Raw genomic sequence first — 23674 nt, forward strand, 5'->3', positions numbered from 1 at the left:
ATTCATATCATTTGTAACTTCCTGTCGAAGGTGCAGTACGCAATGACGGTTGCCGCTGAGTTCAAGATCGAATACCTGCAGTACCTGGACACGGACGGCACGCTCGTCCGCGATGACCTGCCCGAGGCCCTGCGCGATCCACGCGCGCTGCTGCCGATGTTCAAGCAGATGCTGTTCGTGCGCGTGTTCGACGGCAAGTCGATCGCGCTGCAGCGCACCGGCAAGCTGGGTACCTACGCGGCCTGCCTGGGCCACGAAGCCGCGCACGTGGGCATTGGCGCCTCGATGCAGAAGGACGACGTGTTCGCGCCGTCCTACCGCGAGTACGGCGCGATGTTCATGCGTGGCGTTCGCCCGCACGACGTGCTGATGTACTGGGGCGGCGACGAGCGGGGCAACGACTACGGCGGCAACGCGGCCAAGGACTTCCCGTTCTGCGTGCCGATTTCCACCCAGTGCCTACACGCGGCCGGCGCGGCGCTGAAGTTCAAGCTCAACAACGAAAAGCAGATCGCGGTGGCGGTGTGCGGCGATGGCGGCAGCTCCAAGACCGACTTCTACGCGGCACTGAACTCCGCCGGTGCCTACAAGCTCCCGCTGATCCTGTGCATCGTCAACAACGGCTGGGCCATCTCGGTCCCGCGTTCGGCCCAGACCGGTGCCGAAACGCTGGCGCAGAAGGGCCTGGCCGGTGGCCTGTTCTGCCTGCAGGTGGACGGCAACGACCTGATCGCGGTGATGGCCGCCATGCTGCAGGCCCGCGAACGCGCGCTGGCCGGCGACGGCGGCACCGTGCTGGAACTGATGACCTACCGCCTGTCCGACCACACCACCGCCGATGACGCGCGCCGCTACCGCGACGACGCCGAAGTGAAGGATGCCTGGCAGCGCGAGCCGATGCTGCGCCTGCGCAAGTACCTCACCAACGCCGGTGTGTGGAGCGAGGAAGAGGAAGCCGCCTGGACCGCCGAGTGCGGCAAGCGCGTGGACGAAGAAGTGAACCTGTACCTCAACACCCCGGTGCAGCCGGTGGAGGCGATGTTCGACTTCCTGTACGCCGATCCGCCGCAGGACCTGCTGGCCCAGCGTGCGCAGGCGATTGCCCTGGAGCAGCGCCATGGATGAGATCAAGAACGGCGCCTCCAGCGCGCAGACCAACGCCGCCGACAGCGCCGCCGTCGCGCGCGGAGAAGACAGCATGACCACCACCCCGATCACCCTCATCGAAGCCATTACCCAGGCACTGGCCTGGGAGCTGGAGCACGACAAGTCGGTGCTGGTGCTGGGCGAAGACGTGGGCGTCAACGGCGGCGTTTTCCGCGCCACCGCCGGCCTGCAGCAGCGCTTTGGCGCCGACCGCATCCTGGACACCCCGCTGGATGAAACCACCATCGCCGGGTTGACCATCGGCCTGGCCGCACAGGGCATGAAGCCGGTGGCCGAAGCCCAGTTCGACGGCTTCATGTACCCGATGGTGGACCACATCATCTGCCACGCCGCGCGCCTGCGTTACCGCACCCGTGGCCGCCTGCACTGCCCGATGGTGCTGCGCGTGCCGTGGGGCGGTGGCATTCGCGCGCCGGAGCACCACAGCGAAGCCAACGAATCGATCTTCACCAACGTGCCGGGCCTGCGCGTGGTGCTGCCGTCCTCGCCGCAGCGCGCCTATGGCCTGTTGCTGGCCGCGATCCGCGAACCGGATCCGGTGATCTACATGGAGCCCAAGCGCATCTACCGCCAGTACAAGGAAGTGGTCGTCAACGACGGCGAAGCCTTGCCGCTGGATGTGTGCTTCGTGCTGCGCGACGGCACCGACGTGACCCTGGTGACCTGGGGCGCGCAGGTGAAGGAAGCGCTGGAAGCAGCCGACAAGCTGGCCGGCGAAGGCATCAGTGCCGAAGTGATCGACGTGGCCACGCTGCGCCCGCTCGACTTTGCCACCATCGCCGAGTCGGTGGCCAAGACCGGCCGTTGCGTGATCGTGCAGGAGGCGCCGAAGACGGCCGGCTTCGGTGCGGAAATCGCCGCGCGCCTGGCCGAGGAATCGCTGTACGACCTGCTGGCACCGGTCGAGCGCGTCACCGGCTATGACACCCACATTCCGCTGTTCCGCCTGGAAATGAAGTACCTGCCCAGCGTGGACCGGATCGTCAGCGCGGCCAAACGCGCCATTGCGGCAGGCTGACGTGCGGGCCCGCCTCCTAGGCCCGTACCGCAGCCAGTACCCCAACCCGCTCCGGTTCCGCACCGGCCAGATCGTCGAACTGGGTGTTCGTGACGAGGAATGGCCGGCGTTTGCCTGGGTACGCACCGATGACGGGCGTGCCGGCTGGGCACCGGTGGCGTGGTTGCAGTTGCTGGACGATGGTCGCGCAGAAGCCCTGCGCGACTATGACGCCCGCGAACTGGATGTGGACAGCGGTGAACTGGTCAAACTGCATCATGAACACGGTGGTTGGTGGTGGTCCGAGCGCGCGAACGGCGCGACGGGCTGGCTGCCGGCCCGCGATCTCGAACTGCTGGAAGAGAACTGCACATGAGTGAGAACAAGAATTTCCACCTGCCCGACCTCGGCGAAGGCCTGCCGGACGCCACGATCGTGGAGTGGTTCGTCAAGGTAGGCGACGTGATCGCGCTCGACGCGCCGCTGGTCTCCATGGAGACCGCCAAGGCCGTGGTTGAAGTGCCCTCGCCGTTCTCCGGCAAGGTGCTGGCGCTGGCCGGCGGTGAAGGCGACATCATTCCCACCGGCAGCGTGCTGGCCCAGTTCGAGCTGGACCCGAACATGCCGCAGCGCGCCGATGGCCAGGACACCGGCCACAGCCACGGGCATGCCGCCCCGTCGCCGACCCCCAGCACCGGCCAGACCGCGGCCGCGCAGCCGGACAAGGTGGTGGCGTCGGACAACGGGGGCGAGATCGCCAAGCCCAGCGCCGAGCGCGATGACGCCGGCACCGTGGTCGGCGCCATGCAGAGCTCCAATGCCGTGCACGCCGAACAGGCCGTCGCCGTGGGCGGGGTCAAGGCCGTGCCGGCCGTGCGCGCCACCGCGCGCAAGCTGGGCGTGGACCTCACCCGCGTGCGTGCCACCGGCACCGATGGCGCGGTGACCATGGCCGACGTCAAGCAGGCCGCCGCCGATGGCAGCGCCAAGGTCGGCGCTGCGCCGGCCCGTGCCGCCGTGGCCGCACCGGCTGCCGCTGCACCGGCACCGGTGGCGCGCGCTGCCGAATCGCGTACGCCGCTGTCGGCCGCCGGCCGCCCGATGCGCACCCAGCCGCCGGGCGTGGTGGCCAAGGGCCAGCCGGAACCGCTCAAGGGCGTGCGCCGCAACATGGCCCGGGTCATGGCCGATGCACACAGCAAGGTCGTGCCGACCACGCTCAACGACGACGCCGACATCCACGCCTGGGTGCCGGGCAACGACGTCACCGCGCGCCTGGTGCGCTCGATCGTGGTGGCCTGCCAGAAGGTGCCGGCGCTGAACGCATGGTTCGACGGCGATGCGCTCACCCGCACGCTGCACAACCAGGTGGACATCGGCATCGCGGTGGACACCGACGACGGCCTGTTCGTGCCGGCCCTGCGCAATGCCGACATGCTCGACGCACGCGGCATCCGCGAGGGCGTGAACCGCCTGCGCGAGCAGGTGGAATCGCGCTCGATCGCCGCCTCCGAGCTGAGCGGCTACACCATCTCGCTGTCCAACTTCGGCATGTTCGCCGGCCGCTACGCGACCCCGGTCGTGGTGCCGCCGTGCGTGGCCATCGTCGGTGCCGGCCGTGCCCGCCACCAGATGACTCCGGTGATGGGCGGCGTGGAAGCGCACAAGGTGATCCCGCTGTCGGTCACCTTCGACCACCGCGCGGCCACCGGCGGCGAAGCGGCGCGCTTCCTGCGCGCGATGCTGGATGATCTGGCACTGGCCAGCTGATCTGCGTGCACCGGTAGCTGCCGACCGTTGGTCGGCAGGCAATCGAAAGAACGACAACGGCCACCGCAGGGTGGCCGTTGTTGTTTGCGCCCCGGTATCCCGCGCAGCCGACCAACGGTCGGCTCTACCGCGGTGGGTTGCTCGCAGCCGACCAACGGTCGGCTCTACCCGGCCAGGGCTGCTGCGTCCACGATCTGGACGCCTGGTCGCGGGGCCAGTGCCGCCTCCACCATGGCAGTGGCGATGTTCGCCGCCGGGTTGATCCGCCAGGCGCGCGGCAGCACCGGGCCCAGCGCCCCCAGCACCAGGCTGGCCAGGTGCTCGCCGGTGCGTCGTTCGCTGCGTTCGCCGCCGATCAGGCCCGGCCGCACCAGCGTCAGCGAGCGGTAGCCCAGCCCGCGCAGGTCCTGCTCCAACCGGCCCTTGACCTGGTTGTAGAAGATCCGCGAACCGGCGTCTGCCCCCATCGCCGAATTCAGTACGAACGCGTGCGCGCCGTGGGCCTGGGCCAGGGTCGCCACCTGCAGCGGATAGTCGTGGTCGATCCGGGCGAACACCTCGCGGCTGCCGGCCTGCTTGATGGTGCTGCCCAGCGCGCAGATCACTGCGTCCACCGCCCACCAGGGCGCGTCCACCGGCAGCCGTTCGAAGTCCACCACCGGGCTGTGCAGGGCCGGGTCGGCATGCGCCAGCGGCCGCCGGGTGGGCGCCACCACGGCGTCGCAGCGCGGGTCCTCCAGCAGCTGTTGCAGCACGTGCCCGCCCACCAGCCCGGTTGCCCCCACCAGCATCACCTTCATCGCACGCTCCCACCGTCAGATTGCCTACCATCGTGGCACAGCCGACGTGCCCGGCCCGCGTTCAAGCCGGCCTGCACGGCGCCGATACTGTTCCAACCTCTTCCACCCGCCCGGCTGCCCCGCCGGTGACCCGCCAAGGATCCGCGCATGAACGACCCGCACGACGCTCCCCCCAGCCCCGGCACCGCCGTGGGCCGGCTGCTGTCGCGGCGCCAGGCCGGCACCCGGGTGATCGACACGGCCAGCGTGGACGCGCCCGGCCCCAAGGGCGGCAGCAGCGCGATGCTGCAGCGCCTGTTCGCCGGCATCGACAGCCCCGAACCGCTACTGGCCGCCTTCGCCAACGGCATGTCCACCCTGCCCGGCGAACTGGGCGACATGGGCCTGCGCCTGCAGTCGGCGCAGCGCAGTGCCGACTGGGTCAGCTATGGCCGCGCGATGCGCCAGCTGATCGACAAGTACATCCGCACCATCGAGCAGGACAGCCCCGACGGCCAGCCCGACAGCCTGCGCCTGCGCGAGCTGCTGCGGCACACGCTGGGCGTGACCGTGGCCAGCCTGCTGCAGAACATGCCCGAGCTGCGGGACGAACCTGCGCAGATCGCCGCCGACCTGCGCCACTGGCATCCCGGCCAGCCGCTGCAGCCGATCGAACTGCGCCTGCGCGAGCTGACCCACCAGATCGGCGTGCGCAGCGATGGCTGGCAGGAACAGCAGGAACTGCTGCTGAGCCTGTTCGACCTGCTGCTGGACAACATCGGCGAGCTGCTGGACGACAGCAGCTGGCTGCATGGGCAGGTGCATGCGGTGCGCCAGCTGATCAGCGGCCCGCTGGACCGCGACTCGGTCGACCAGGCGCGCGCCAACCTGCGCGAAGTGATCTACAAACAGGGTCTGCTCAAGCAGGGCATCGTTGAATCCAAGGCGGCCATGAAGGGCCTGATGGGCGGCTTCATCGAGCGCCTCGACGGCATGGCGGTGAGCACCGGCGAATACCACGACCGGATCAGCAGTTATGCGCTGGCCCTGAAGGAAGCGCGCAGCATCGCCGACCTCAGCCAGCTGCTGCAGGGCGTGCTGCAGGACACCGGCCGCGTGCAGGAGCAGGCACTGCAGGCGCGCGACCACCTGGGCAATGCACGCCGCGAAGTGGAACAGGCCGAGCAGCGCATCGCCGAGCTGGAGCAGGAACTGCGCGATGTGTCCGGGCTGGTCCGCACCGACCCGTTGACCGGGGCGCTCAACCGCCGCGGCTTCGACGAGCTGGTCGAGCGCGAGCTGGCGCGGGCCGGCCGCCATGGGCACCCGCTGGCCCTGGCGCTGATCGACCTGGACGACTTCCACCAGACCAACACCGCCCACGGCCATGCCGGCGGCGATGCGGTGCTGCGCCACCTGGTCACGGTCTGCCAGCTGCACCTGCGCAGCACCGATGCGATCGCCCGCATCGGCGGCGACGAATTCGTGCTGCTGCTGCCCGAAACGCCCGCCGCCGACAGCATGTCCACCCTGCTGCGGCTGCAGCGCTCGCTGGCCCAGCGCCCGCTGCCGCTGGACGAGACGCGGGTGCCGGTGCACTTCAGCGCCGGGGTGGCGCAATGGCAGGCCGGCGAACCGGTGGATGCCCTGCTGCGGCGTGCCGATGCGGCCCTGTATGCGGCCAAGCGGGTCGGCAAGAACCGCGTGCAGGCGGCCGACGCCCCCCGGTGATCGGCATTCCCGTCGAGGCGCTGTGATAACCGCCTCCTTCGTGCGAATCACCCGGGTATGGACATGAACGCCCCTGCCGCCCGCGACCCCCGCCTCCGCTTTGCCGCGTTGCTGGACCAGCACCGCGGCATCGTGCTGAAGATCGCGCGCGGCTACTGCGCGCACCAGGAAGACCGGCTCGACCTGATCCAGGACATCAGCGTGCAGGCTTGGGATGCGTTCGACAGCTTCGACCCGGCACGCGCCCGCTTTTCCACCTGGCTGTACCGGGTCGCGCTGAACGTGGCCATCTCGCAGGTGCGCCGGCAGCAGCTTCGGCAACGCCACCATGCCGCGCTGGAGGAGGACACCCTGCCGGTGGACGAGGGTGCACCGGCCGAACAGCAGCACGCGGTACAGCAGCTGGAGGCGGCGATCCGCATGCTGCCGCCGCTGGACCGGGCATTGATGCTGCTGCACCTGGACGACCACGACCACCGCCAGATCGCCGACATTCTCGGCATCAGCACCGCCAACGTGTCCACCCGCCTGCACCGCCTGCGCCAGCAGTTGCGCGCGCGTTTCGACCCCACCGCCTGAGGCCATCGCCATGCATACCGACCCACTCAAGCAGCTGTGGCACCAGGCCGGCGGCGACGCCGACGACAGCGAGGCGACCGCCGCGCTGAACAGCTGGCGACGCCACCGGCAGAACGCCGCGCAGCGCCAGTTGTCTGCGTTCAGTGCGGTGCAGGTGATGCAGCTGCTGTTCTGGCTGGCGCTGTCGATCTATTGCGGCAGCGTGTGGTGGCAGCAGCCGCCGCTGGCGGTGATGCTCAGCGCCGTGGCGCTGCACGTCTACTGCGTGGCGGTGATCATCGTCAGCGCGGCCCGGCTGCACCTGCGCGGGCAGCTGCAGCCCGACCAGCCGGTGCTGCAGCAGTCCCGGCAGCTGGCGTTGCTGCGCATGCAGACCGCCGCCGGCGAACTGCTGCTGGGGCTGCCCTGGTGCTGGCTGTGGCTGGCGGTGCCGGTGCTGGTGGCATGGCAGGCCTGGGGCATCGACCTGTCCGCGTTCGCCGCACGCGCGTTGTTGATCTCGCTGGTGGCCGGGGCGGCGCTGATGACCGCCCTGCTGCTCCTGGCCCGGCGTTGGCAGCGTCAGGCGCCGGAATCCGCCCGCCTGCAGCGCGCGATCGATGCCTTGTCCGGGCGCCGCCTGGCCGGCGCACGCGCAGAGCTGGAGGCGCTGCGCGACTGGAACGCCCGCTGATAGACCGCGACCCGGTCAGTGGGCCGCTTTCTTGCCGCGCAGCTTCTGGAACCCCATCACCGCGGCCAGCACGATCGCACCGGCGATCACGCCCACCACCATGTTGCCCAGCGCGTTGACCAACCACCCCCACTGGCCTTCCCCACCCAGCGCGACCACGGCATGGTGCAGCGCCGGCACGTTGTGCACCAGGATGCCGCCCCCCACCAGGAACATCGCCGCGGTGCCGGCCACCGACAGGAACTTCATCAGCCAGGGCGCGGTGATCAGCAGGCCACGGCCGAAGGCCGCCAGGGCGGCGCCCTTGCGCGACAGGTACAGGCCCAGGTCGTCCAGCTTCACGATGCCGGCCACCAAGCCGTAGACGAACACCGTCATGGCCAGCGCAATCACCACCAGCGCAGTGACCTGGTTGAGGAACGGCGCGGCCGACACCACGCCCAGCGACAGCACGATGATCTCGGCCGACAGGATGAAGTCGGTGCGCACCGCGCCTTTCACCTTTTCGCCTTCCCAGGCCACCATGTCGACCTTCTCGTCGGCCAGCGCCTTGACCCGTTCGGCCTTGTGCTGCTCGTCCTCCTGCTTGGAATGCAGGAAGCGGTGCGCCAGCTTCTCCACGCCTTCGTAGCAGAGGAACGCGCCGCCGATCATCATCAGCGGCACCACGATCGGCACCGGGTAGCCCTTGCCGCGCAGCCAGGCCTCCAGCGCGCTGATCGCCAGCGCGGCCGGCACCAGGATCGCCTTGTTCACCAGCGAGCCCTTGGCCACCGCCCACACCACCGGCAGCTCGCGGTTGGCATTGACCCCGGTGACCTGCTGCGCGTTCAGCGCCAGGTCGTCGCCCAGCACGCCGGCGGTTTTCTTGGCCGCGACCTTGGTCAGGACCGACACGTCGTCCAACAGCGTGGCAATGTCATCGAGCAACGCAAACAGGCTGGCACCGGCCATGGCAATCCAATAGATCAAGCGGGAAGCGTGGATTCTGCCCGATCCTGGCCTGTTCGCGGTAGATGCCGGTGGATTCACCGCCCCACCACCTGCCCGCCCGCACACTGCCGGGGACACTTGTCCTGGAGCCCTGCTTGAATACCACGCCCGTCGCCCCTGGCTCGCCATCGCTGGTAAAAGGCATGAACCGCCGCAGCCAGATCCTGCGCCTGCTGCTGCGTTACCGGAACTCCGGGGTGTTTTCGGGCATGAACCTGGACGCCCGCGCGGTGCACGACGTGCCGCCGGAGGGTAATCCGGAGCAGTTTGTCACCGACCTGGAATCGCTCGGCCCCACCTTCGTCAAGCTGGGGCAGATGCTGTCCACCCGCCCGGACATGGTGCCGGTGGAATTTGCCACCGCGCTGGAACGCATGCAGGAAAAGGTGGCCCCGATTCCGGTCGAGCGCATTTCACAGATCATCGAGCAGGAGCTGGGCGCGTCGGTGTCCAAGCTGTTTGCCAGCTTCGACCCGGTGCCGCTGGGGTGTGCCTCCATTGCGCAGGTGCACCGCGCGCAGCTGCATGATGGCCGCGAGGTGGCGGTAAAGGTGCAGAAGCCGGAAGTCGCCGCGCAGCTGCGCTCGGACCTGGAGGTGCTGCGCAGCTTCGCGCTGGCCGCCGACCATCTCACCCAGGTCGGCCGCCGGGTCCGCCTGCGCGACTGGCTCAACGAGTTCGCCAAGACCTTGATGCAGGAGCTGGACTACCAGGCCGAGGCAGAAAACCTGCAGCGCTTCGGCCAGCACCTCAAGCCGTTCAAGCCGCTGTGGGTGCCGCAGCCGATCTGGGACTACTGCAGCCACCGCGTGCTGACCATGGAGCTGGCCAACGGCGTGCGGGTGGACATGATTCCCGACGTGCGCCGCACCGAAGAGCCGATGGCGCCGCTTGCCGCCGCGTTGATCCGCGGCTACATCGACCAGATCTTCGTGCATGGCGAGATCCACGCCGACCCGCACCCGGGCAACCTGCGCGTCACCCCGCAGGGTCGCCTGGCCATCTTCGACCTGGGCATGGTCGCGCACATGCCGCCGCGCCTGCGCGAGCGCCTGCTCAAGCTGCTGTTCGCCGCCGTGGACGGACGTGGCGAGGAAGTGGCCGACGAGATCATCGGCATCAGTACCCGCCTGGAATCGTTCGACGAAGAACGCTACCTGCGCGAAACCGGGCAGATGATCGCGCGCTATGCGGCCAACACCAGTTTCTCCGAGGGCCGCGTGGTGCTCGACCTGGTCCGCATCGCCACCGCCAGCGGGCTGCGCACGCCGCCGGAACTGAGCCTGCTCGGCAAGGCACTGCTGAACCTGGAAACGGTGTGCCGGCTGCTGTCGCCCGACCTGGACACCCGCCGCATCGTGGAAAAACAGCTGCAGCACGTGATGCGTGCGCGCCTGAAGAAATCGCTGTCGGCGGCCAACCTGGCCAGCGAAGCGATGGAGATACAGCAGCTGCTGCGCGAAGGGCCGCGCAAGATGTCCGACATCCTTGCCCTGCTGGCCGAGAACCGCCTGCAGATGAAGGTGACCGGGCTGGAAGAATCACGGCTGATGGAAAACCTGCAGAAGATCGCCAACCGCGTGTCGGCCGGCATTGTTACCGCCGCGTTGATTCTTGCTGCGGCGATGATGATGAAAGTGGATACCGGCTGGCACCTGTTCGGCTATCCCGCCATCGCATTCACCTTGATGTTGATCGGCGTGGCACTGGGCCTGGGCATCATCCTCAGCGCGCTGATCTTTGATCGTCGTGCACGCTCGAAGGAAGAGCGCGGCCATCGGTGATGTTGCGATGCCGTGCATTTCTTCACGTGCGTTTTACACCTGAAAACACGATGCGTTGTAACGCGGCTTCAGCATCCTGAAACAAACATTTCAGTCAGGTTCGTGCATGCATGATCGGGTCATCGGCTTGTCATGCAGGTGTGGTTGGACAGCCGGTCGGATGGGAAATACGTCGTCATGACGTCCATCACCAACTGTCTCCACTACCGATACCGCCGATGCTCTGGATCCTGCTGCTGACTCTGTTGCTGCTCTCCTGGTTACTGCTCGCCTCGCGCAAGTGGATATGGTGGAAGGCCAGCCTGATGTCACTGCTGCTGGTGCTGCTGAGTACGTGGTGGTTGATCAACAAGTTGTCCGGCGATGGGCTCAATGCAGCCACGCTGTATCACCTGGGCGCCGACATGGAAGGCGCCGGCGTGGCCGATTTCAAGGGCTACATCGCCGCCTACATCGCACTGCTGCTGGTGTCGCTGCTGCCGCTGGCGGCCGCACGCATGCAGCGCTGGCGCCGCATCGAACACGGCAAGGCAGTGTTCGGGGGTTTCGTCGCGATGTGGCTGGTGGCCATTGCGGTCAGCCCGCTGTACAGCGACGGCCTGCGCCTGTACCAGCAGATGCGCCCGGTGGATTACACCGTGATTGCGCCCGAGTACAAAATTCCGCAACAGGCGCTGGCCAAGCCGCGCAACATCGTGTGGATCTACGGTGAAAGCCTGGAGCGCACCTACCTCGACGAAACCACCTTCCCCGGCCTGATGCCCAACCTCAACCGGCTGGCCGGCCAGGCGCTGGATGTGCGTGGAGTAGTGTCTGCCGAGGGCGGTGGCTGGACCATCGCCGGCCTGGTGTCGTCGATGTGCGGCGTGCCGCTGACCACCGCCAAGGACGATGAGAACAGCATGGGCCGCATGGGCAGCTTCCTGCCCGAAGCAGTGTGCCTGGGCGACTACCTCAAGCAGCAGGGCTATACCAATCACTACCTGGGCGGCGCCAACGGGCAGTTCGCCGGCAAGGGCCAGTTCCTGGCCACGCACGGGTTCGACGCGGTGGATGACCTGGCCTGGTTCAAGACGCAGAAGGTGGCGCGCTCGCACTTCTCCACCTGGGGCGTGCACGACGACGTGCTGCTGGACAAGGCCTATGACCGCTTCGAGCAGCTGTCCAAGGCTGGCCAGCCGTTCATGCTGACCACGCTCACCATGGACACCCACCACCCGGCCGGGCACCTGCCGGTGGCCTGCAAGCGCACCCGCTACCAGAGCGAATACGGCAACATCGGCCTGCTCAACGCGCTCAAGTGCACCGACGGCCTGATCTCCAAGCTGGTCGATCGCATCCAGGCCAGCCCGTATGGCGAAGACACCCTGATCGTGATCGCCTCCGATCACCTGGCCATGCCCAACGACCTCAGCCATGTGCTGGCCAAGCAGAAGCGCGAGAACCTGCTGCTGTTCCTGGGCAAGGACATCGCCCCGCGCCAGCTGGCGGCCACCGCCGGTTCCACGTTGGATTCCGGTGCCACGCTGCTCAGCCTGATCGACCCGGGCATCAAGGCGATCGGCTTCGGCCGCTCGCTGCTGGATCCCGAACGCACCGACAGTGCCAGCGCCGCCGCGCTGCGTGACAACGGCAAGGACTACCCCCGTTACCTGGCCTTCTCGCGTTCGCTGTGGCTGGGCGACAAGACCCGCCAGCTGCGCATCGATGACGACAACCAGGTGGTGATCGGCCTGCAGCATGTGCAGCCGCCGGTACTGCTGGAGTACGACAAGCAGTTCGACCTGAAGTCGGTGTACCTGGAGAACACCTCCAAGCAGTTCGATGATGCCGACCCGGCCAACACGCTGGCCTACGTGGACCGCTGTACCGCATTCGAGGACGGCTCGGCCGATGGCGACTGGTGCGCGATGCTGGTCAACCGTGACAAGGGCATCAAGCTGTACCGCGACGATGCGCTGCGCACCGGCTTCGCGGTGGATGGTCCGCTGGAGCCGTTCAATGGCCCGCGCCCGAGCATCCGCCAGGCGCACATGATCACCCAGAAGGGCCGCCGCACCCGCGCGGGCCAGTACATGCTGCAGTTCGTGGCCAAGCAGTCGCCTGATCGCGGGTTCTGGATCGAAGCGGTGTCCTCGCAGCGCAAGGTGGTGGTGGCCCAGCAGTGGGTACAGCCCGATGCCGACGGCCGCATCAGCGTGCCGTTCGGCCTGGACCACGAAGTGGACGACCTGGAGATCCGCGCGTGGTTGAACCACGCCGAGAAGCTGGCCGTGGACAACTTCGCCCTGGTGCCCTCGCGCCGCAGCAACCGCGGGTAAGCATGCGGCGGGTGCCGACCGTTGGTCGGCATGCCTTGGCCTGGCCTGATCGTGGTACCGACCAATGGTCGGTACCTACCGCGACAGGGTCGTCACCTAACCCTGCGGTTCCTGCGGCGCGGCCGGATCGCGGACCAGGTGGATGTCGGTCGGCGAGGACAGCGCGATATGCGCCGCCGCGAACTTCTGCAGCATCGTGAAGTACAGGTCGCTGCGCACGCCATATACCGCGCGCGGGCCGGACACGTACGCAAAGCTGTTGATCGCTACCTGGCCGTTGGCGATCGAATCGATGAACACCGACGGTGCCGGCTCGGCCAGCACGCCCACGTGTTCGTTGTAGCAGTCCAGCAGGATCTGCCGCACCGCCGCCACGTCGGTGCTCAGCGGCACCGAGAACTGGATCTGGATGCGCCCCTGCGCATTGCCCATCGTCATGTTGCGGATGGTCTTGGTGATCAGCTCGGAGTTCGGCACGATCAGGGTGGATTTGTCGCCCACCTGGATCTCGGTGGAGCGCACGCTGATCCGCTTGATGTCGCCCTCCTGGTCGCCCAGCTTCACCCAGTCACCAATCTTCACCGGGCGCTCGGCCAGCAGGATCAGGCCGGACACGAAGTTCTGGGTGATCGCCTGCAGGCCGAAGCCGATACCCACCGACAGCGCACTGACCACCAGCGCCAGCTTTTCAAAGCCGATGCCCAGCGCGGTCAGCCCCCACAGCACCGCGGCGATGATGCCCAGGTAGCGGGTGACGGTACTGATGGAGTTGCGTGCCCCGGCGTCGAGGTCGGTCTTGGGCAGGTAGGTGTTGGTCAACCAGTTCTGGAAGGCCTGCATTACCGCCCACACCACCAGGAAGGCCAGCACCGCATACAGCACGCTGCTGGGCTTTAGCGTGGTGGTGCCGATGGTCAGCCCGTTGGACAGCGAGTCCATGGCGCTGAAGAACGTATTGAGGTTGCCGAAGGGCGCGGTCAACGCCAGCACCGCCAGCAGGATCACGCCGATGCGCAGCACCGCCGACAGCAGCACGCCGGCCTGTTCCACCTTGGCATCGTTGAGCCCGGTGGTCAGCACGATGCTCTTGCCTACCCGGCTGGTGGGCGACAGCAGCCACAGCGACAGGTCGTCGGCGAACTTCAGCAGCAACGAGGCGGCCAGCAGCACCACCGCGCCCCACACCAGCTGCTGGGCCACGAACAGCGCCAGGTTGAGGTAGCCCAGCAGCGTGGCGATCACCGCCGCGGCCACCACCACATGCCCGGCCAGCCGCGCCAGCACGATCCAGCCGCTCCTGCGCACCGGCGCCTTGGGCTGCTTCGCGCCGGAATCGGTCTGCGCGTCGAGTTTGGCCTGGGCCTCATCGGTCTGGCGACGGTGCAGGCGCGCCAGCGACACCAGAATGGCCACGATCAGCGCCATGTAGGTGATCGCGATCAGGCCGTCCACCGCCACCGTGGTGATCTCACTGGTGCGCGAGGCCCGGTTGATCTCCACCAGCAGGATGCTCAGGAAGGTCAGCCCCGCCGCGCCCCAGGCGTATTTGCGCAGCCGCCATGCTGCGGTGTCATCCAGGCTCAGCAGGCGCCAGGACGGTCGCTTGGGCACCAGCAGACAGGCGCTGAGCGCGGTGATGAAGGCCGCCACGAACGTGGCCACCTGGAAATGCAGCGCCAGCTGCTGCAACCGCGGCGGAATCGCCCCGATGGCGTCCAGCGCAGCCACCAGCACCACGACCGCGAAGCCCGGCAGCAGCGTGCCCACCGCCAGCAGCCACACCGCCAGCCCGGACCGACGCAGGCGCCCGTCGGGTGCACGCTCGGAGGCGGCATAGCGGCGGCCGGCGGCGCGCAGCCACAGCCGCAGCGGGAAGAACATCAGCAGCGCCAGCGCCAGCCCGGTCAGCGGCGTGCCCCAGCCGTGTTCGGCAATCGCCTTGCGTGCCGCGGTCTCGCCCAAGCGGTACAGCACCACCAGCCGCGAATAGTCGGCCGGCACGTGCACCGCGAACTGCTTCCACAACGACGGCGACAGCGGCGAGTTGACCTTGCGCGCAAGGTCCTCGCTGAACTGGGTGACGCGCATCTTTTCAATGTCCGCGCCCACCTGCTTGGCATCGCCGGCCAACAGCTTGGCCCGTGCAATGGCCGAAGCAAGGTCACTACGCTGCTGGTTCAACGCCTTGCGCTGGGCGGCGATATCGCGTGCCTCGGTGGTGCCTTCCACCACCTCGCCCAGTTGGGCCACGCGGGCATCCACCTGCTCCAGCTGGGGCTGCAGGGCATTGCGCGCCGCATCGGCGTCGCGCTGCACGGCCAGCGCCCGGTCGGACAGGGTCTTGAGTGTATCGGGGGTATCGGCCGTCTCGACCGCGGCCTGGATCTGCTTCAGGTCCTTGCCGGCTTGTGCCAGCTGGGCGATCGGATCATCGGCGGCGGCATCATCGCCCTGGGCCAGCGCCAAGGGCGCCATGCTCAACCAGGTGCACAGCATCAACCAGGCCAGTGGCCGCAGGAAGGAACGGAAAGGACGGGAAGACAAGCCGGCGCACCACGGGATTCGCGCGGACCACCGCGCCTGCGCGAACTATAAACCGGGGTGCGTTCACGCCGGGTATGCACCCGGCACCCCGTCCTCAGTACTTCAGGCGCAGCTCTTCCACCTGCGGTCGCAGGCTGGCATACCAGTCCTGGAATTCCTCTTCGCTGATCTCATCGGGCGCATACACGGCCACCTCGTCCCAGGCGTGGTCGGTGGGCAACGGCTGGCGTGGGCCGGCGCGCAGCGAGTACGCCACGCCGTCGTGGTCCACCACGTCCTCGGCCGCCTCCCAGCGCGCGCGGGCAAAATCGGTCGGGCTCTTGAGCAGGATCACGTGGTACATCGGCATCTCCATCGCAGTGAACAACAGGCAGGCATCGCCCGGCCACAGAATAGCGCCGCCTGCCGCGCCGGTGCATCCCGCACAGGCAACGCAACGTTCTCCACGCCGCGCCTGCGCCGGCTTCACCTACCCGTGGCGGTGGGCGCGGCATGGTGGCTGCACCTTCTCTTCGCGCACCCCATGAACACACACGCCGACCTCAAGACCGTTCCGGACCTCAAGCTGCCGCGCTACCTGGGCACCTGGTATGAAATCGCCCGCCTGCCGATGAAGCATGAGCCGGACGGGTGCACCGACGTGTCGGCGCACTACAGCCTGAAGGAGAACGGCCACGTGGCCGTGCTCAACCGCTGCCGCATGGACGGGGAGATTGAGGAAGCCGAAGGCGAAGCCTGCCCGGTGGACAACGACAGCGCGCGGCTGGAAGTCAGCTTCCTGCCCAAGGGACTGCGCTGGCTTCCCTTCACCAAGGGCGACTACTGGGTGATCCAGGTGGCACCGGACTACAGCGTCGCGCTGGTCGGCAGCCCCGACCGCAAGTACCTGTGGCTGCTGTCGCGCAGCCCTACCCTCGATACCACCGTGCAGGACCACTACCTGGCCCAGGCCCGTCAGCAGGGCTTTGACCTGGGGCCGCTGATCCAGACCCCGCATACCGGCCACCCCACCGCCTGAGCCCCGCATGGACCTCAAAAGTGGTTACCCGTTCTGGGCGGTGCGCAACGGGTTGATGCACGCCTTCCCGCCCCTGCGCGACGACGTGCAGTGCGATGTCCTGGTGGTAGGCGGCGGTATCACCGGTGCGTTGATCGCCAACGAACTGTGCGCCAACGGCCACGATGTCGCGTTGATCGAACAACGCGACATCGGCTGGGGCAGCACCGCCGCCAGTACCGCGCTGCTGCAGTACGAGATCGACACCCACCTGATCGACCTGGCCCGGCAGTACGGTGAAACCGCCGCCGTGCAGGCCTACCAGGCGTGCGCTGCGGCAATTCCCGCGTTGCGCGAGGTGGCCCGTGGGCTCAAGGGGGTGGATTGCCATCCCATGCACAGCCTGTACTACGCCAGCAAACGCCGGCACCGCGCCGTGCTGCAGGAGGAGTTCGCGTTGCGCCAGCGGCATGGTTTCGACGTGCGCTGGCTGGATCGTGAGGCGGTGCAGGACGAATTCAGCCTGGACGCGCCGGGCGCCATCCTCAGCGGGCTGGCGGCCCGCGTGGATCCCTACTGCCTGACCTACCGCCTGCTGGCGCGGCTGCAGAAGAACGGCTGCCAAGTGCATGACCGCACCACGCTGGCCACCTTGGAACCCACCGCGCGCGGCGTGACCGCCACCACCGTCGAGGGCGTGCGCATCCGCTGCGGCCATGTGGTGATGGCCGCCGGCTACGCCAACCAGCAGTGGCTGTCCTCGTCGGTGGCGCGCAACCGCAGCAGCTACGCCTTCATCACCGACCCGATCCCGGAGGACCTGCTGGGGCCACTGGCCCAGACCATGGTCTGGGAGTCCGCGCGGCCGTACCTGTACATGCGCAGCACCGGCGACCAGCGCCTGCTGATCGGCGGCGAGGACGATGCGGTGGATATTCCGGCCCGGCGCGACCGGCGCGTGGAGGCCAAGGCCGCGCGCCTGCTGAAGAAGGTCGGCGCGCTGTTCCCGCACCTGCCGCTGCAGCCGGCCTTCTCCTGGGCCGGCACCTTTGCCGAAACCGCCGACGGCCTGCCCTTCTTCGGCCCCCACAAGCAATGGGGCCCGCGGGTCCTGTTCGGCATGGCCTACGGTGGCAACGGCATCACCTACTCGATGATCGGCGCCGGCCTGCTGCGTGCCCGCATCGAACGCCGCAGGCACCCGCTGGCCGCGCTGTTCGGGTTCGAGCGGCTGGAGTAAAGTTCCCTTGGAAGCGCTGCCATGACAGGCATCGTTCAAGCAGCCGGTGATAGCGTCAGCGCTGTCGGCGGCCTGCGTGCTGCCCGTCCGTTCCGGAGCCCACCATGATCCGCTCGCTTTCGCTGCTGCTGTGCCTGCTTGCCCCCGGGGTTGCCCTGGCTCAGTCCGCGGCAGGGGCCACCGGCCCGCAGTCGGCGACCGGTCTCAACCTGGCTGTCCCGCAGGCGCCCATGCAGTACCTGGGCGATGGGTCGCTGCGCGGCGACCCGCCCGGCACCTTCTACGGCGACAAGAGCGGCCGCCGCCTGAGCGACCGGGGCGCGGCCAACGGCATCGCCGATGTCACCGACGACAAGCTGCGGGTCAACGGCAGCATCACCACCGGTATCGGCTACGCCAAGAACTTCGGCAATACGCACTACAACGCGGCCGAATTGAACCTCAACAAGAACTACACCACCGACGAAGGCAAGACCCACAACGTCAACGTGAACATCCGCGTCAGCGAGGGCAAGGGTCCGGGCTTCGGCCCCTACGGTGGGTACGGCGGTTATGGCTACGGCCCCGGCCCGGGGTACTGGGATTACCCGCCTCCGTACGGCTGGTGAGGTAGCTCCACCACAGCGAAACGGCCGGGCTCCCCGGCCGTTTCTGCATCCGCGTCATCTGCGGCGCGGTGCTCAGTCCCACCAGCCTTCACGCTTGCTCGACAACACGCGCCCGTCGTGGCCGCTCATGCGCACTTCCACGCGCTGGTTGCGCGCGTTGCGGGCCTCCAGCTTCCAGGTGGCACCGTCGCGTTCGAACGACTCCACCTGGCGGAAGCCGGCCTTCTGGGCCACGGCCAGGATCTGCCCGGCATCGAGCAGGGCGCGGGGGCTGCGCGGGTCGAAGATCTCGCCAGTGGCCGGGTCCACGATCACTTCTTCGAAGCTGCCATCGGCACGGGTGACGTCTGCTTCCCACAAACCGTCGTCGCGTTCCAGCTCGTGCACCTGGGTGTAACCGGCGGCGCGCAGCTTGGCCTGCACGTCGGCAGCGCTCAGCTCGGCGGCCAAGGCCGGGGTGGACACCAGCGCGGTGGCAAGGGCGGCGGCCAGGATCAGCTTGTTCATGGGGGTCTCCAGAAGGGGCCGGTCGATTCCGGCACCGCCAGTCTGGCAAGCGCACTTAAGCGGACCATGAGCCCGGCTGTTAGGCACTGTTTAGACACACCGCGTATACCGTGTGCATGCCTTTTACCGCCTCCCTGTTGTTGCCCGTGCTGCTGGCGTTAAGCCCGCAGGAGCCCGTGCGCGTGCACGAGGGCGGCAGCCGCCAGCAGGAGGCGGTGCGCCAGGCCGTGCGCCAGGGCCGCCTGGTGCCGCTGCAGCAGGTGGTGGCCGACGCGTTGCGCCGCTACCCCGGCAAGCTGGTGGAAGTGGAACTGGATGACGGCACGTACGAGATCGAGATCCTCGGCGCCAACGGCGTGGTGATGGAGCTGGATTACGATGCGGCTACCGGGCGCCTGTTGAAGATGGAAGAAGATTGATGCGGATCCTGCTTGCCGAGGACGATGCCCTGCTGGCCAACCGGCTGCAGACCCTGTTGGAAGAAGCCGGCTACCTGGTGCTGCACAGCGCCGAGGGTCGCCAGGCCGAAGAGCTCGGCCAGATCGAGGACATCGCCGCGGCGGTGGTCGACCTGGGCCTGCCGGGGCTGGATGGCCTGAGCATCATCGAGCGCTGGCGCCAGGCCGGGCGCGGCTTCCCGGTGCTGGTGCTGACCGCCCGGGCGCGCTGGCACGACAAGCTGGCCGGCTTCGATGCCGGGGCCGACGATTACCTGACCAAACCGTTCCAGCCCGAAGAACTGCTGCTGCGCCTGCGTGCGCTGATCCGGCGCAGCGCCGGCCATGCCAGCCCGCGCCTGCAATGCGGGCCGCTGCTGCTGGACGTCAACGCCGGCCGCTTCGAGCTGGACGGCGAACTGCTGCACCTGAGCCCGCAGGAGCAGCGCATCCTGAGCTACTTCCTGCACCATCCCGACGTGGTGATCAGCCGCTCGCGGTTGGGCGAGCATGTGTACGAGGCCGGCTTCGACCCCGATTCCAACACGCTGGACGTGCTGATCGGACGGATCCGCCGCAAGCTGGGCAGCGACCTCATCCATACCCATCGCGGGCAGGGCTTCCGCCTGTCGGCGCAGCCATGAACACCGGCTCGCTGCGTACCCGCCTGCTGCTCGCCGGTGGCGTGGGCCTGGTGCTGGTGTCGGCGCTGGCCACCTGGTGGCTGGGGGCGATGTACGAGCGCTCGGCACGCAGCGCACTGGACCAGCGCCTCGGCAACGAACTGATCGCCGTGCTGGCGCTGGCCGAGAGCGATGCGCAGGGCCGCCTGCAGCTGCGCCGCGAACTGTTCGACGAACGCTACCAGCGGGTGTTTTCCGGCACCTACTGGCAGGTGCAGGACGCCCAGGGCCAGCCGCTGGGGCAATCGCGCTCGTTGTGGGATGAAACCCTGACCACCCCGGCGACGCTGCGCACCGGCCCGGCGCAGGCCTTCGACACCACCGGCCCGCTGCAGGCCCCGCTGCGTGCGCTGGCCCAGCAGGTCACGTTGCCGCGGGTGCCCACGCCGCTGCGCGTGGTGGTAGCCACCGACCGCAGCGATCTGGACGCCCAGGTCAGCGCGTTCCGCCAGCGCACGGCCCTGGCGCTGGCCGTGCTGGTGGCCCTGTGGTTCGCGGTGCTGGTCACCCAGGTGCATTACGGCCTGCGCCCGCTGGCCGACCTGAGCCGCATCGCCGGCCAGGTCCGCAACGGCGAGAACGTGCGCTTTCCGCAGCAGGGGCTGGTCAAGGAAGTGGCGCCCCTGGCGGTGCAGCTCAACGACCTGCTGGACCACCATCAGCGCATGGTGGTGCGTGCGCGCCGCAGTGCCGAGGACCTTGCGCACGCCTTGAAGACGCCGCTGACGGTGCTGATGACCGAAGCCGAGGGCGATGGCAGCGACTGGCGCCAGACCCTGCGCAGCGAAACCGCGCGCATGCAGGCCAGCATCGAGCGCTACCTGGCCGCCGGGATCGGCGCCGACAGCCAGCAGCGCACCGTGGTGGCGCCGGTGATGGGCGCGCTGTGCAGCCTCATGCAGCGCGTGCACAACGAGCGCGGGCTGGTGTTCGAACAGGACCCGGATGCGCAGGGGCTGTTTGCCGGGGCGCGCGAAGACCTGGAGGAAATGCTCGGCAACCTGCTCGACAATGCCGGCAAGTGGGCCGCGCACACGGTGCGTGTCAGCGTGCGCCACGAGGGCAACAAACTGCACCTCCGCGTGGAGGACGATGGCCCGGGCTTGCCCGACGCGGAGCTGCAGCACGTGCTCGAGCGTGGCGTGCGGCTGGACCAGCGCGCGGCCGGCAGCGGCCTGGGCCTGGCGATCGTGGCCGACATCGCCGAGAGTTACGGTGGCAGCTTGGTGCTGGCCAATACGCACCCGGGGTTGAGGGCGACGTTGTCGTTGCCGGCAGGCTGACCCGCCGCCGGGTGGCGCCGACCGTTGGTCGGCTGCGTTTTGCGGACAACCGAACGCGCCCGTGTGTGCGGCAGCCGACCAACGGTCGGCTCTACCCCGGGGAGGAAATCGCGCACCGCTCGTAGAGCCGACCGTTGGTCGGCTGCGTTTTGTGGACAACCGGACGTGCCCGTGTGTGCGGCAGCCGACCAACGGTCGGCTCTGCCCGGGGTGTGTTTCAACGGGCCTGGTGCATCCACCAGCAATCGATGGCGTCGAGCACGATGTGGATCATGAGGCCGATGCCGAACAGCCGGGTTTTCTTCGGCACGCACAGGCCCGCATACACCGCAATCGCCGGTGCGGTATGCAGGGGATGGAAGCCGATGCTGCAGCGGTTCGGGGCGTAGATCGGGTCGGCCAGCAGGTGGTCGAGGTCGATGATCCAGCCCAGCAACAGCAGCGCCCACGCCGACAGGAAGCGTTTGCGCCAGAACATCCACGCCAGCAACGCCGGCACGGCGGCATGCAGGACGAGGTGGAAGATGGCGCGCGCGCTCATGGGGTGTGGGGTGCCTTGCAATGACCGCCGGGCAGCGTCCGGCGCTACGTGAACGGGTGTGGCCCGAACACCAGCACCCGTCACCTTCGGCTCAGACCAGCGGCTCGTCGGACAGGTAGGTGTACCCGGTCAGACCCGCTTCCAGCGCGTCGGACAGTTCCTGTGCACGCGCCGGCGACAGCTTCGCCGCCGCCACGCGTTCGGCATAGCTGGCACGCAGGTCGGCCAGGCTGTAGCCCACGTAGTCCAGCATCACATCGGTGGTATCACCGCGGCGCTGCTGGGTGATCGCGTAGCCATCGGCGTCGGCCAGCACTTCCACCGCGTCGGTGTCGCCGAACAGGTTGTGGATGTCGCCCAGGATTTCCTGGTACGCGCCCACCATGAAGAACGCGATGCGGTAGCTCTCGCCCGGGTTCAGCGCGTGCAGCGGCAGCGAGCTGTCCAGGCTCTCGTTCTCGACGTAGGTCTTGACCATGCCATCGGAATCGCAGGTCATGTCGGCAATGATGCCGCGGCGCTGCGGCTGTTCGTTCAGGCGCTCGATCGGCACGATCGGGAACACCTGGTCGATCGCCCACGCATCGGGAATCGACTCGAACACACTGAAGTTGACGAAGTACTTGTCCACCAGGCGTTCGTTCAACTCGTCCAGCGCCGGGCGATGGCTCTTCTCGTCGTAGCTCAGGCGCGCACGCACCGCATGGGCAATGGCGTAGAACAGGTCATCGATGCGCGCCCGCTGCGGCAGGTCGATCTGGCCCAGCGCATAGCTGGACAGGCCTTCGGCATGGAAGTGCTGCGCTTCCTGGAACAGCTCCACCGCCGGGCGCACGTCCAGGTCGTCGTGGATCTCGCGCAGGTGGCGGATCGCCGCCGGCTCGTCGTCGTGCTGGTCCGGCACGCGGCCTTCCTGCGCCTCTTCCACCTCGGACACGTTGGCAATCAGCACCGCGTGGTGCGCGGTCATCGCGCGGCCGCACTCGGTAACGATGCGCGGCGGGGTCAGGCCGTGCTCTTCGCAGGCATTGGCCAGCGGCTGCACAATGTTGCTGGCGTACGAGTTCAGCCCGTAGTTGATCGAGCAGAAGCTGCGCGAGCGGGTGCCTTCGTAATCCACGCCCAGGCCGCCGCCCACGTCCACGTGGGTGATCTTCGCGCCCAGGCGCGACAGTTCCACGAAATAGCGGGTGGCTTCGCGCATGCCGTTGGCGATGTCGCGCACGTTGGAGATCTGCGAGCCCATGTGGAAATGCAGCAGGCTCAGGCAGTCGGCGTATTCGGTATCGCGCAGCGACTTCCACAGGTCCAGCAGCTGGCGCGGGGACAGGCCGAACTTGGCCTTGTCGCCGCCGCTGTTCTGCCACTTGCCCGCGCCCAGCGAGGCCAGGCGCATGCGCACGCCCAGGCCCGGCTTCACGTCCAGCGCCTTGGATTCCTCCAGCACCAGCTTCAGCTCGGACGGCTTTTCGATGACGATGAAGGTCTGCAGGCCCAGCTTGCGGCCGATCAGGGCCAGGCGGATGTACTCGCGGTCCTTGTAGCCATTGCAGACAATCAGCCCGCCCGGGCGCGACAGCGCCAGCACGGCCATCAGCTCGGGCTTGCTGCCCGCTTCCAGGCCGAAGCCCTCGCCGTGGTGGCTGGCCAGGGTGCCGGCCACGCCGCGGTGCTGGTTGACCTTGATCGGGTACACGGCGGTGTAGCCGCCCGGGTACTCCCAATCGGCCTGGGCCTGCGCGAACGCGGCCTGCAGCTTGCCCAGGCGCTGGCCCAGGATGTCCGGGAAGCGCACCAGCAGCGGCAGCTTGGCGCCGGCCTCGCGGGCGGCGTCCACGATCTTGGGCAAGGACACCACCGGGCCGTCCTGGCCAGTCGGTCTCACCACCATGTGTCCTGCCTGATCCACGTCGAAGTAACCATCCGCCCAATGCGGAATCGAGTAGGTCTTGCGGGCTTGGTCGAGGGACCAATCGGTCATTTCAGTGGGCCTGGTTGGTAAAAAAGGGGGTGCATGATAACGCCTATGTGGCGACAGCT

At 68.0% G+C, this 23674-nt stretch carries 22 protein-coding genes; 15 read left to right on the top strand and 7 right to left on the bottom strand.

The window, feature by feature from the left end:
- Positions 1-42 precede the first annotated feature (42 nt).
- The 4 genes from pdhA to ABIA71_RS05750 are packed head-to-tail and all read left to right on the top strand — an operon-like array spanning position 43 to position 3934.
- On the top strand, positions 43-1125 hold the full coding sequence (gene pdhA, locus ABIA71_RS05735; protein ID WP_038685762.1) for a pyruvate dehydrogenase (acetyl-transferring) E1 component subunit alpha: 1083 nt from the start codon (positions 43-45) through the stop codon (positions 1123-1125).
- A complete protein-coding gene (locus ABIA71_RS05740) occupies positions 1118-2185 on the top strand; it encodes an alpha-ketoacid dehydrogenase subunit beta (RefSeq protein ID WP_354283839.1) in 1068 nt (355 codons plus the stop codon). Before pdhA ends, ABIA71_RS05740 begins: the two co-directional genes overlap by 8 nt.
- A gap of 1 nt (position 2186) precedes the next feature.
- On the top strand, positions 2187-2540 hold the full coding sequence (locus ABIA71_RS05745) for an SH3 domain-containing protein (RefSeq protein ID WP_259208857.1): 354 nt from the start codon (positions 2187-2189) through the stop codon (positions 2538-2540).
- Entirely contained in the window at positions 2537-3934 is a 1398-nt protein-coding gene (locus ABIA71_RS05750; protein WP_354283841.1) for a dihydrolipoamide acetyltransferase family protein, read from the top strand. Before ABIA71_RS05745 ends, ABIA71_RS05750 begins: the two co-directional genes overlap by 4 nt.
- Before the next feature lie 164 nt (positions 3935-4098).
- Here ABIA71_RS05750 and ABIA71_RS05755 read toward each other — a convergent pair whose 3' ends face one another.
- A complete protein-coding gene (locus ABIA71_RS05755) occupies positions 4099-4734 on the bottom strand; it encodes an NAD(P)H-binding protein (protein ID WP_354283843.1) in 636 nt (211 codons plus the stop codon).
- A gap of 147 nt (positions 4735-4881) precedes the next feature.
- Between ABIA71_RS05755 and ABIA71_RS05760 the strand changes: the two genes are divergently transcribed.
- From ABIA71_RS05760 to ABIA71_RS05770, 3 genes are all read left to right on the top strand, one after another.
- Positions 4882-6444, top strand: coding sequence for a GGDEF domain-containing protein (locus ABIA71_RS05760; protein WP_354283845.1), 1563 nt, complete (start codon positions 4882-4884; stop codon positions 6442-6444).
- Between the two features lie 63 nt (positions 6445-6507).
- Positions 6508-7023 carry an RNA polymerase sigma factor gene (locus ABIA71_RS05765; RefSeq protein ID WP_354283847.1) on the top strand — a complete coding sequence of 172 codons (516 nt, stop codon included), beginning with the start codon at positions 6508-6510 and terminating at the stop codon, positions 7021-7023.
- Positions 7024-7033: 10 nt separating this feature from the next.
- Positions 7034-7696, top strand: a complete 663-nt coding sequence (locus ABIA71_RS05770) for a hypothetical protein (protein ID WP_354283849.1) — start codon at positions 7034-7036, stop codon at positions 7694-7696.
- A gap of 15 nt (positions 7697-7711) precedes the next feature.
- Here ABIA71_RS05770 and ABIA71_RS05775 read toward each other — a convergent pair whose 3' ends face one another.
- Positions 7712-8650 carry a DUF808 domain-containing protein gene (locus ABIA71_RS05775; RefSeq protein ID WP_128095771.1) on the bottom strand — a complete coding sequence of 313 codons (939 nt, stop codon included), beginning with the start codon at positions 8648-8650 and terminating at the stop codon, positions 7712-7714.
- A gap of 182 nt (positions 8651-8832) precedes the next feature.
- Here ABIA71_RS05775 and ABIA71_RS05780 point away from each other — a divergent pair, with 182 nt between their 5' ends.
- Together ABIA71_RS05780 and ABIA71_RS05785 are read left to right on the top strand one after the other, a co-directional pair.
- Entirely contained in the window at positions 8833-10473 is a 1641-nt protein-coding gene (locus ABIA71_RS05780) for an ABC1 kinase family protein (RefSeq protein WP_502961098.1), read from the top strand.
- Between the two features lie 218 nt (positions 10474-10691).
- Positions 10692-12794, top strand: a complete 2103-nt coding sequence (locus ABIA71_RS05785) for a phosphoglycerol transferase I (protein WP_354283853.1) — start codon at positions 10692-10694, stop codon at positions 12792-12794.
- A 96-nt stretch (positions 12795-12890) separates the two neighbouring features.
- Here the strand turns inward: ABIA71_RS05785 and ABIA71_RS05790 are convergent, their stop codons facing one another.
- Entirely contained in the window at positions 12891-15290 is a 2400-nt protein-coding gene (locus ABIA71_RS05790; protein ID WP_354284067.1) for a DUF3772 domain-containing protein, read from the bottom strand.
- Between the two features lie 142 nt (positions 15291-15432).
- Complete coding sequence (locus ABIA71_RS05795; protein ID WP_128095767.1) at positions 15433-15681, bottom strand: hypothetical protein; 249 nt, start codon at positions 15679-15681, stop codon at positions 15433-15435.
- Between the two features lie 180 nt (positions 15682-15861).
- Here ABIA71_RS05795 and ABIA71_RS05800 point away from each other — a divergent pair, with 180 nt between their 5' ends.
- The 3 genes from ABIA71_RS05800 (at position 15862) to ABIA71_RS05810 (ending at position 18183) form a co-directional block, all read left to right on the top strand.
- Positions 15862-16356, top strand: coding sequence for a lipocalin family protein (locus tag ABIA71_RS05800; protein WP_354283855.1), 495 nt, complete (start codon positions 15862-15864; stop codon positions 16354-16356).
- Between the two features lie 7 nt (positions 16357-16363).
- Complete coding sequence (locus tag ABIA71_RS05805) at positions 16364-17575, top strand: NAD(P)/FAD-dependent oxidoreductase (protein WP_354283857.1); 1212 nt, start codon at positions 16364-16366, stop codon at positions 17573-17575.
- A 104-nt stretch (positions 17576-17679) separates the two neighbouring features.
- Complete coding sequence (locus ABIA71_RS05810) at positions 17680-18183, top strand: hypothetical protein (RefSeq protein ID WP_038685750.1); 504 nt, start codon at positions 17680-17682, stop codon at positions 18181-18183.
- 72 nt (positions 18184-18255) lie between these two features.
- On the opposite strand, the gene ABIA71_RS05815 is transcribed toward ABIA71_RS05810, so the two are convergent.
- Positions 18256-18690, bottom strand: coding sequence for a PepSY domain-containing protein (locus tag ABIA71_RS05815; RefSeq protein WP_354283859.1), 435 nt, complete (start codon positions 18688-18690; stop codon positions 18256-18258).
- A gap of 116 nt (positions 18691-18806) precedes the next feature.
- Here ABIA71_RS05815 and ABIA71_RS05820 point away from each other — a divergent pair, with 116 nt between their 5' ends.
- The 3 genes from ABIA71_RS05820 to ABIA71_RS05830 are packed head-to-tail and all read left to right on the top strand — an operon-like array spanning position 18807 to position 21093.
- Positions 18807-19109 (top strand): PepSY domain-containing protein, encoded by a 303-nt coding sequence (locus ABIA71_RS05820; protein WP_354283861.1) that lies wholly within the window; start codon positions 18807-18809, stop codon positions 19107-19109.
- Positions 19109-19771: a response regulator transcription factor gene (locus ABIA71_RS05825; RefSeq protein ID WP_354283863.1), complete on the top strand. Its 663-nt coding sequence runs from the start codon at positions 19109-19111 to the stop codon at positions 19769-19771. Before ABIA71_RS05820 ends, ABIA71_RS05825 begins: the two co-directional genes overlap by 1 nt.
- Positions 19768-21093, top strand: a complete 1326-nt coding sequence (locus ABIA71_RS05830) for a sensor histidine kinase (RefSeq protein ID WP_354283865.1) — start codon at positions 19768-19770, stop codon at positions 21091-21093. Before ABIA71_RS05825 ends, ABIA71_RS05830 begins: the two co-directional genes overlap by 4 nt.
- 217 nt (positions 21094-21310) lie before the next feature.
- Here the strand turns inward: ABIA71_RS05830 and ABIA71_RS05835 are convergent, their stop codons facing one another.
- Together ABIA71_RS05835 and speA are read right to left on the bottom strand one after the other, a co-directional pair.
- The gene (locus ABIA71_RS05835) at positions 21311-21634 is read right to left on the bottom strand and encodes a DUF6122 family protein (protein ID WP_128095424.1); all 324 of its coding nucleotides are present in this window, start codon (positions 21632-21634) and stop codon (positions 21311-21313) included.
- A gap of 91 nt (positions 21635-21725) precedes the next feature.
- Complete coding sequence (gene speA, locus ABIA71_RS05840) at positions 21726-23615, bottom strand: arginine decarboxylase (RefSeq protein ID WP_354283867.1); 1890 nt, start codon at positions 23613-23615, stop codon at positions 21726-21728.
- Positions 23616-23674 lie beyond the last annotated feature (59 nt).

The organism is Stenotrophomonas sp. 2619 (assembly GCF_040548725.1).
Lineage (GTDB): Bacteria > Pseudomonadota > Gammaproteobacteria > Xanthomonadales > Xanthomonadaceae > Stenotrophomonas > Stenotrophomonas maltophilia_AP.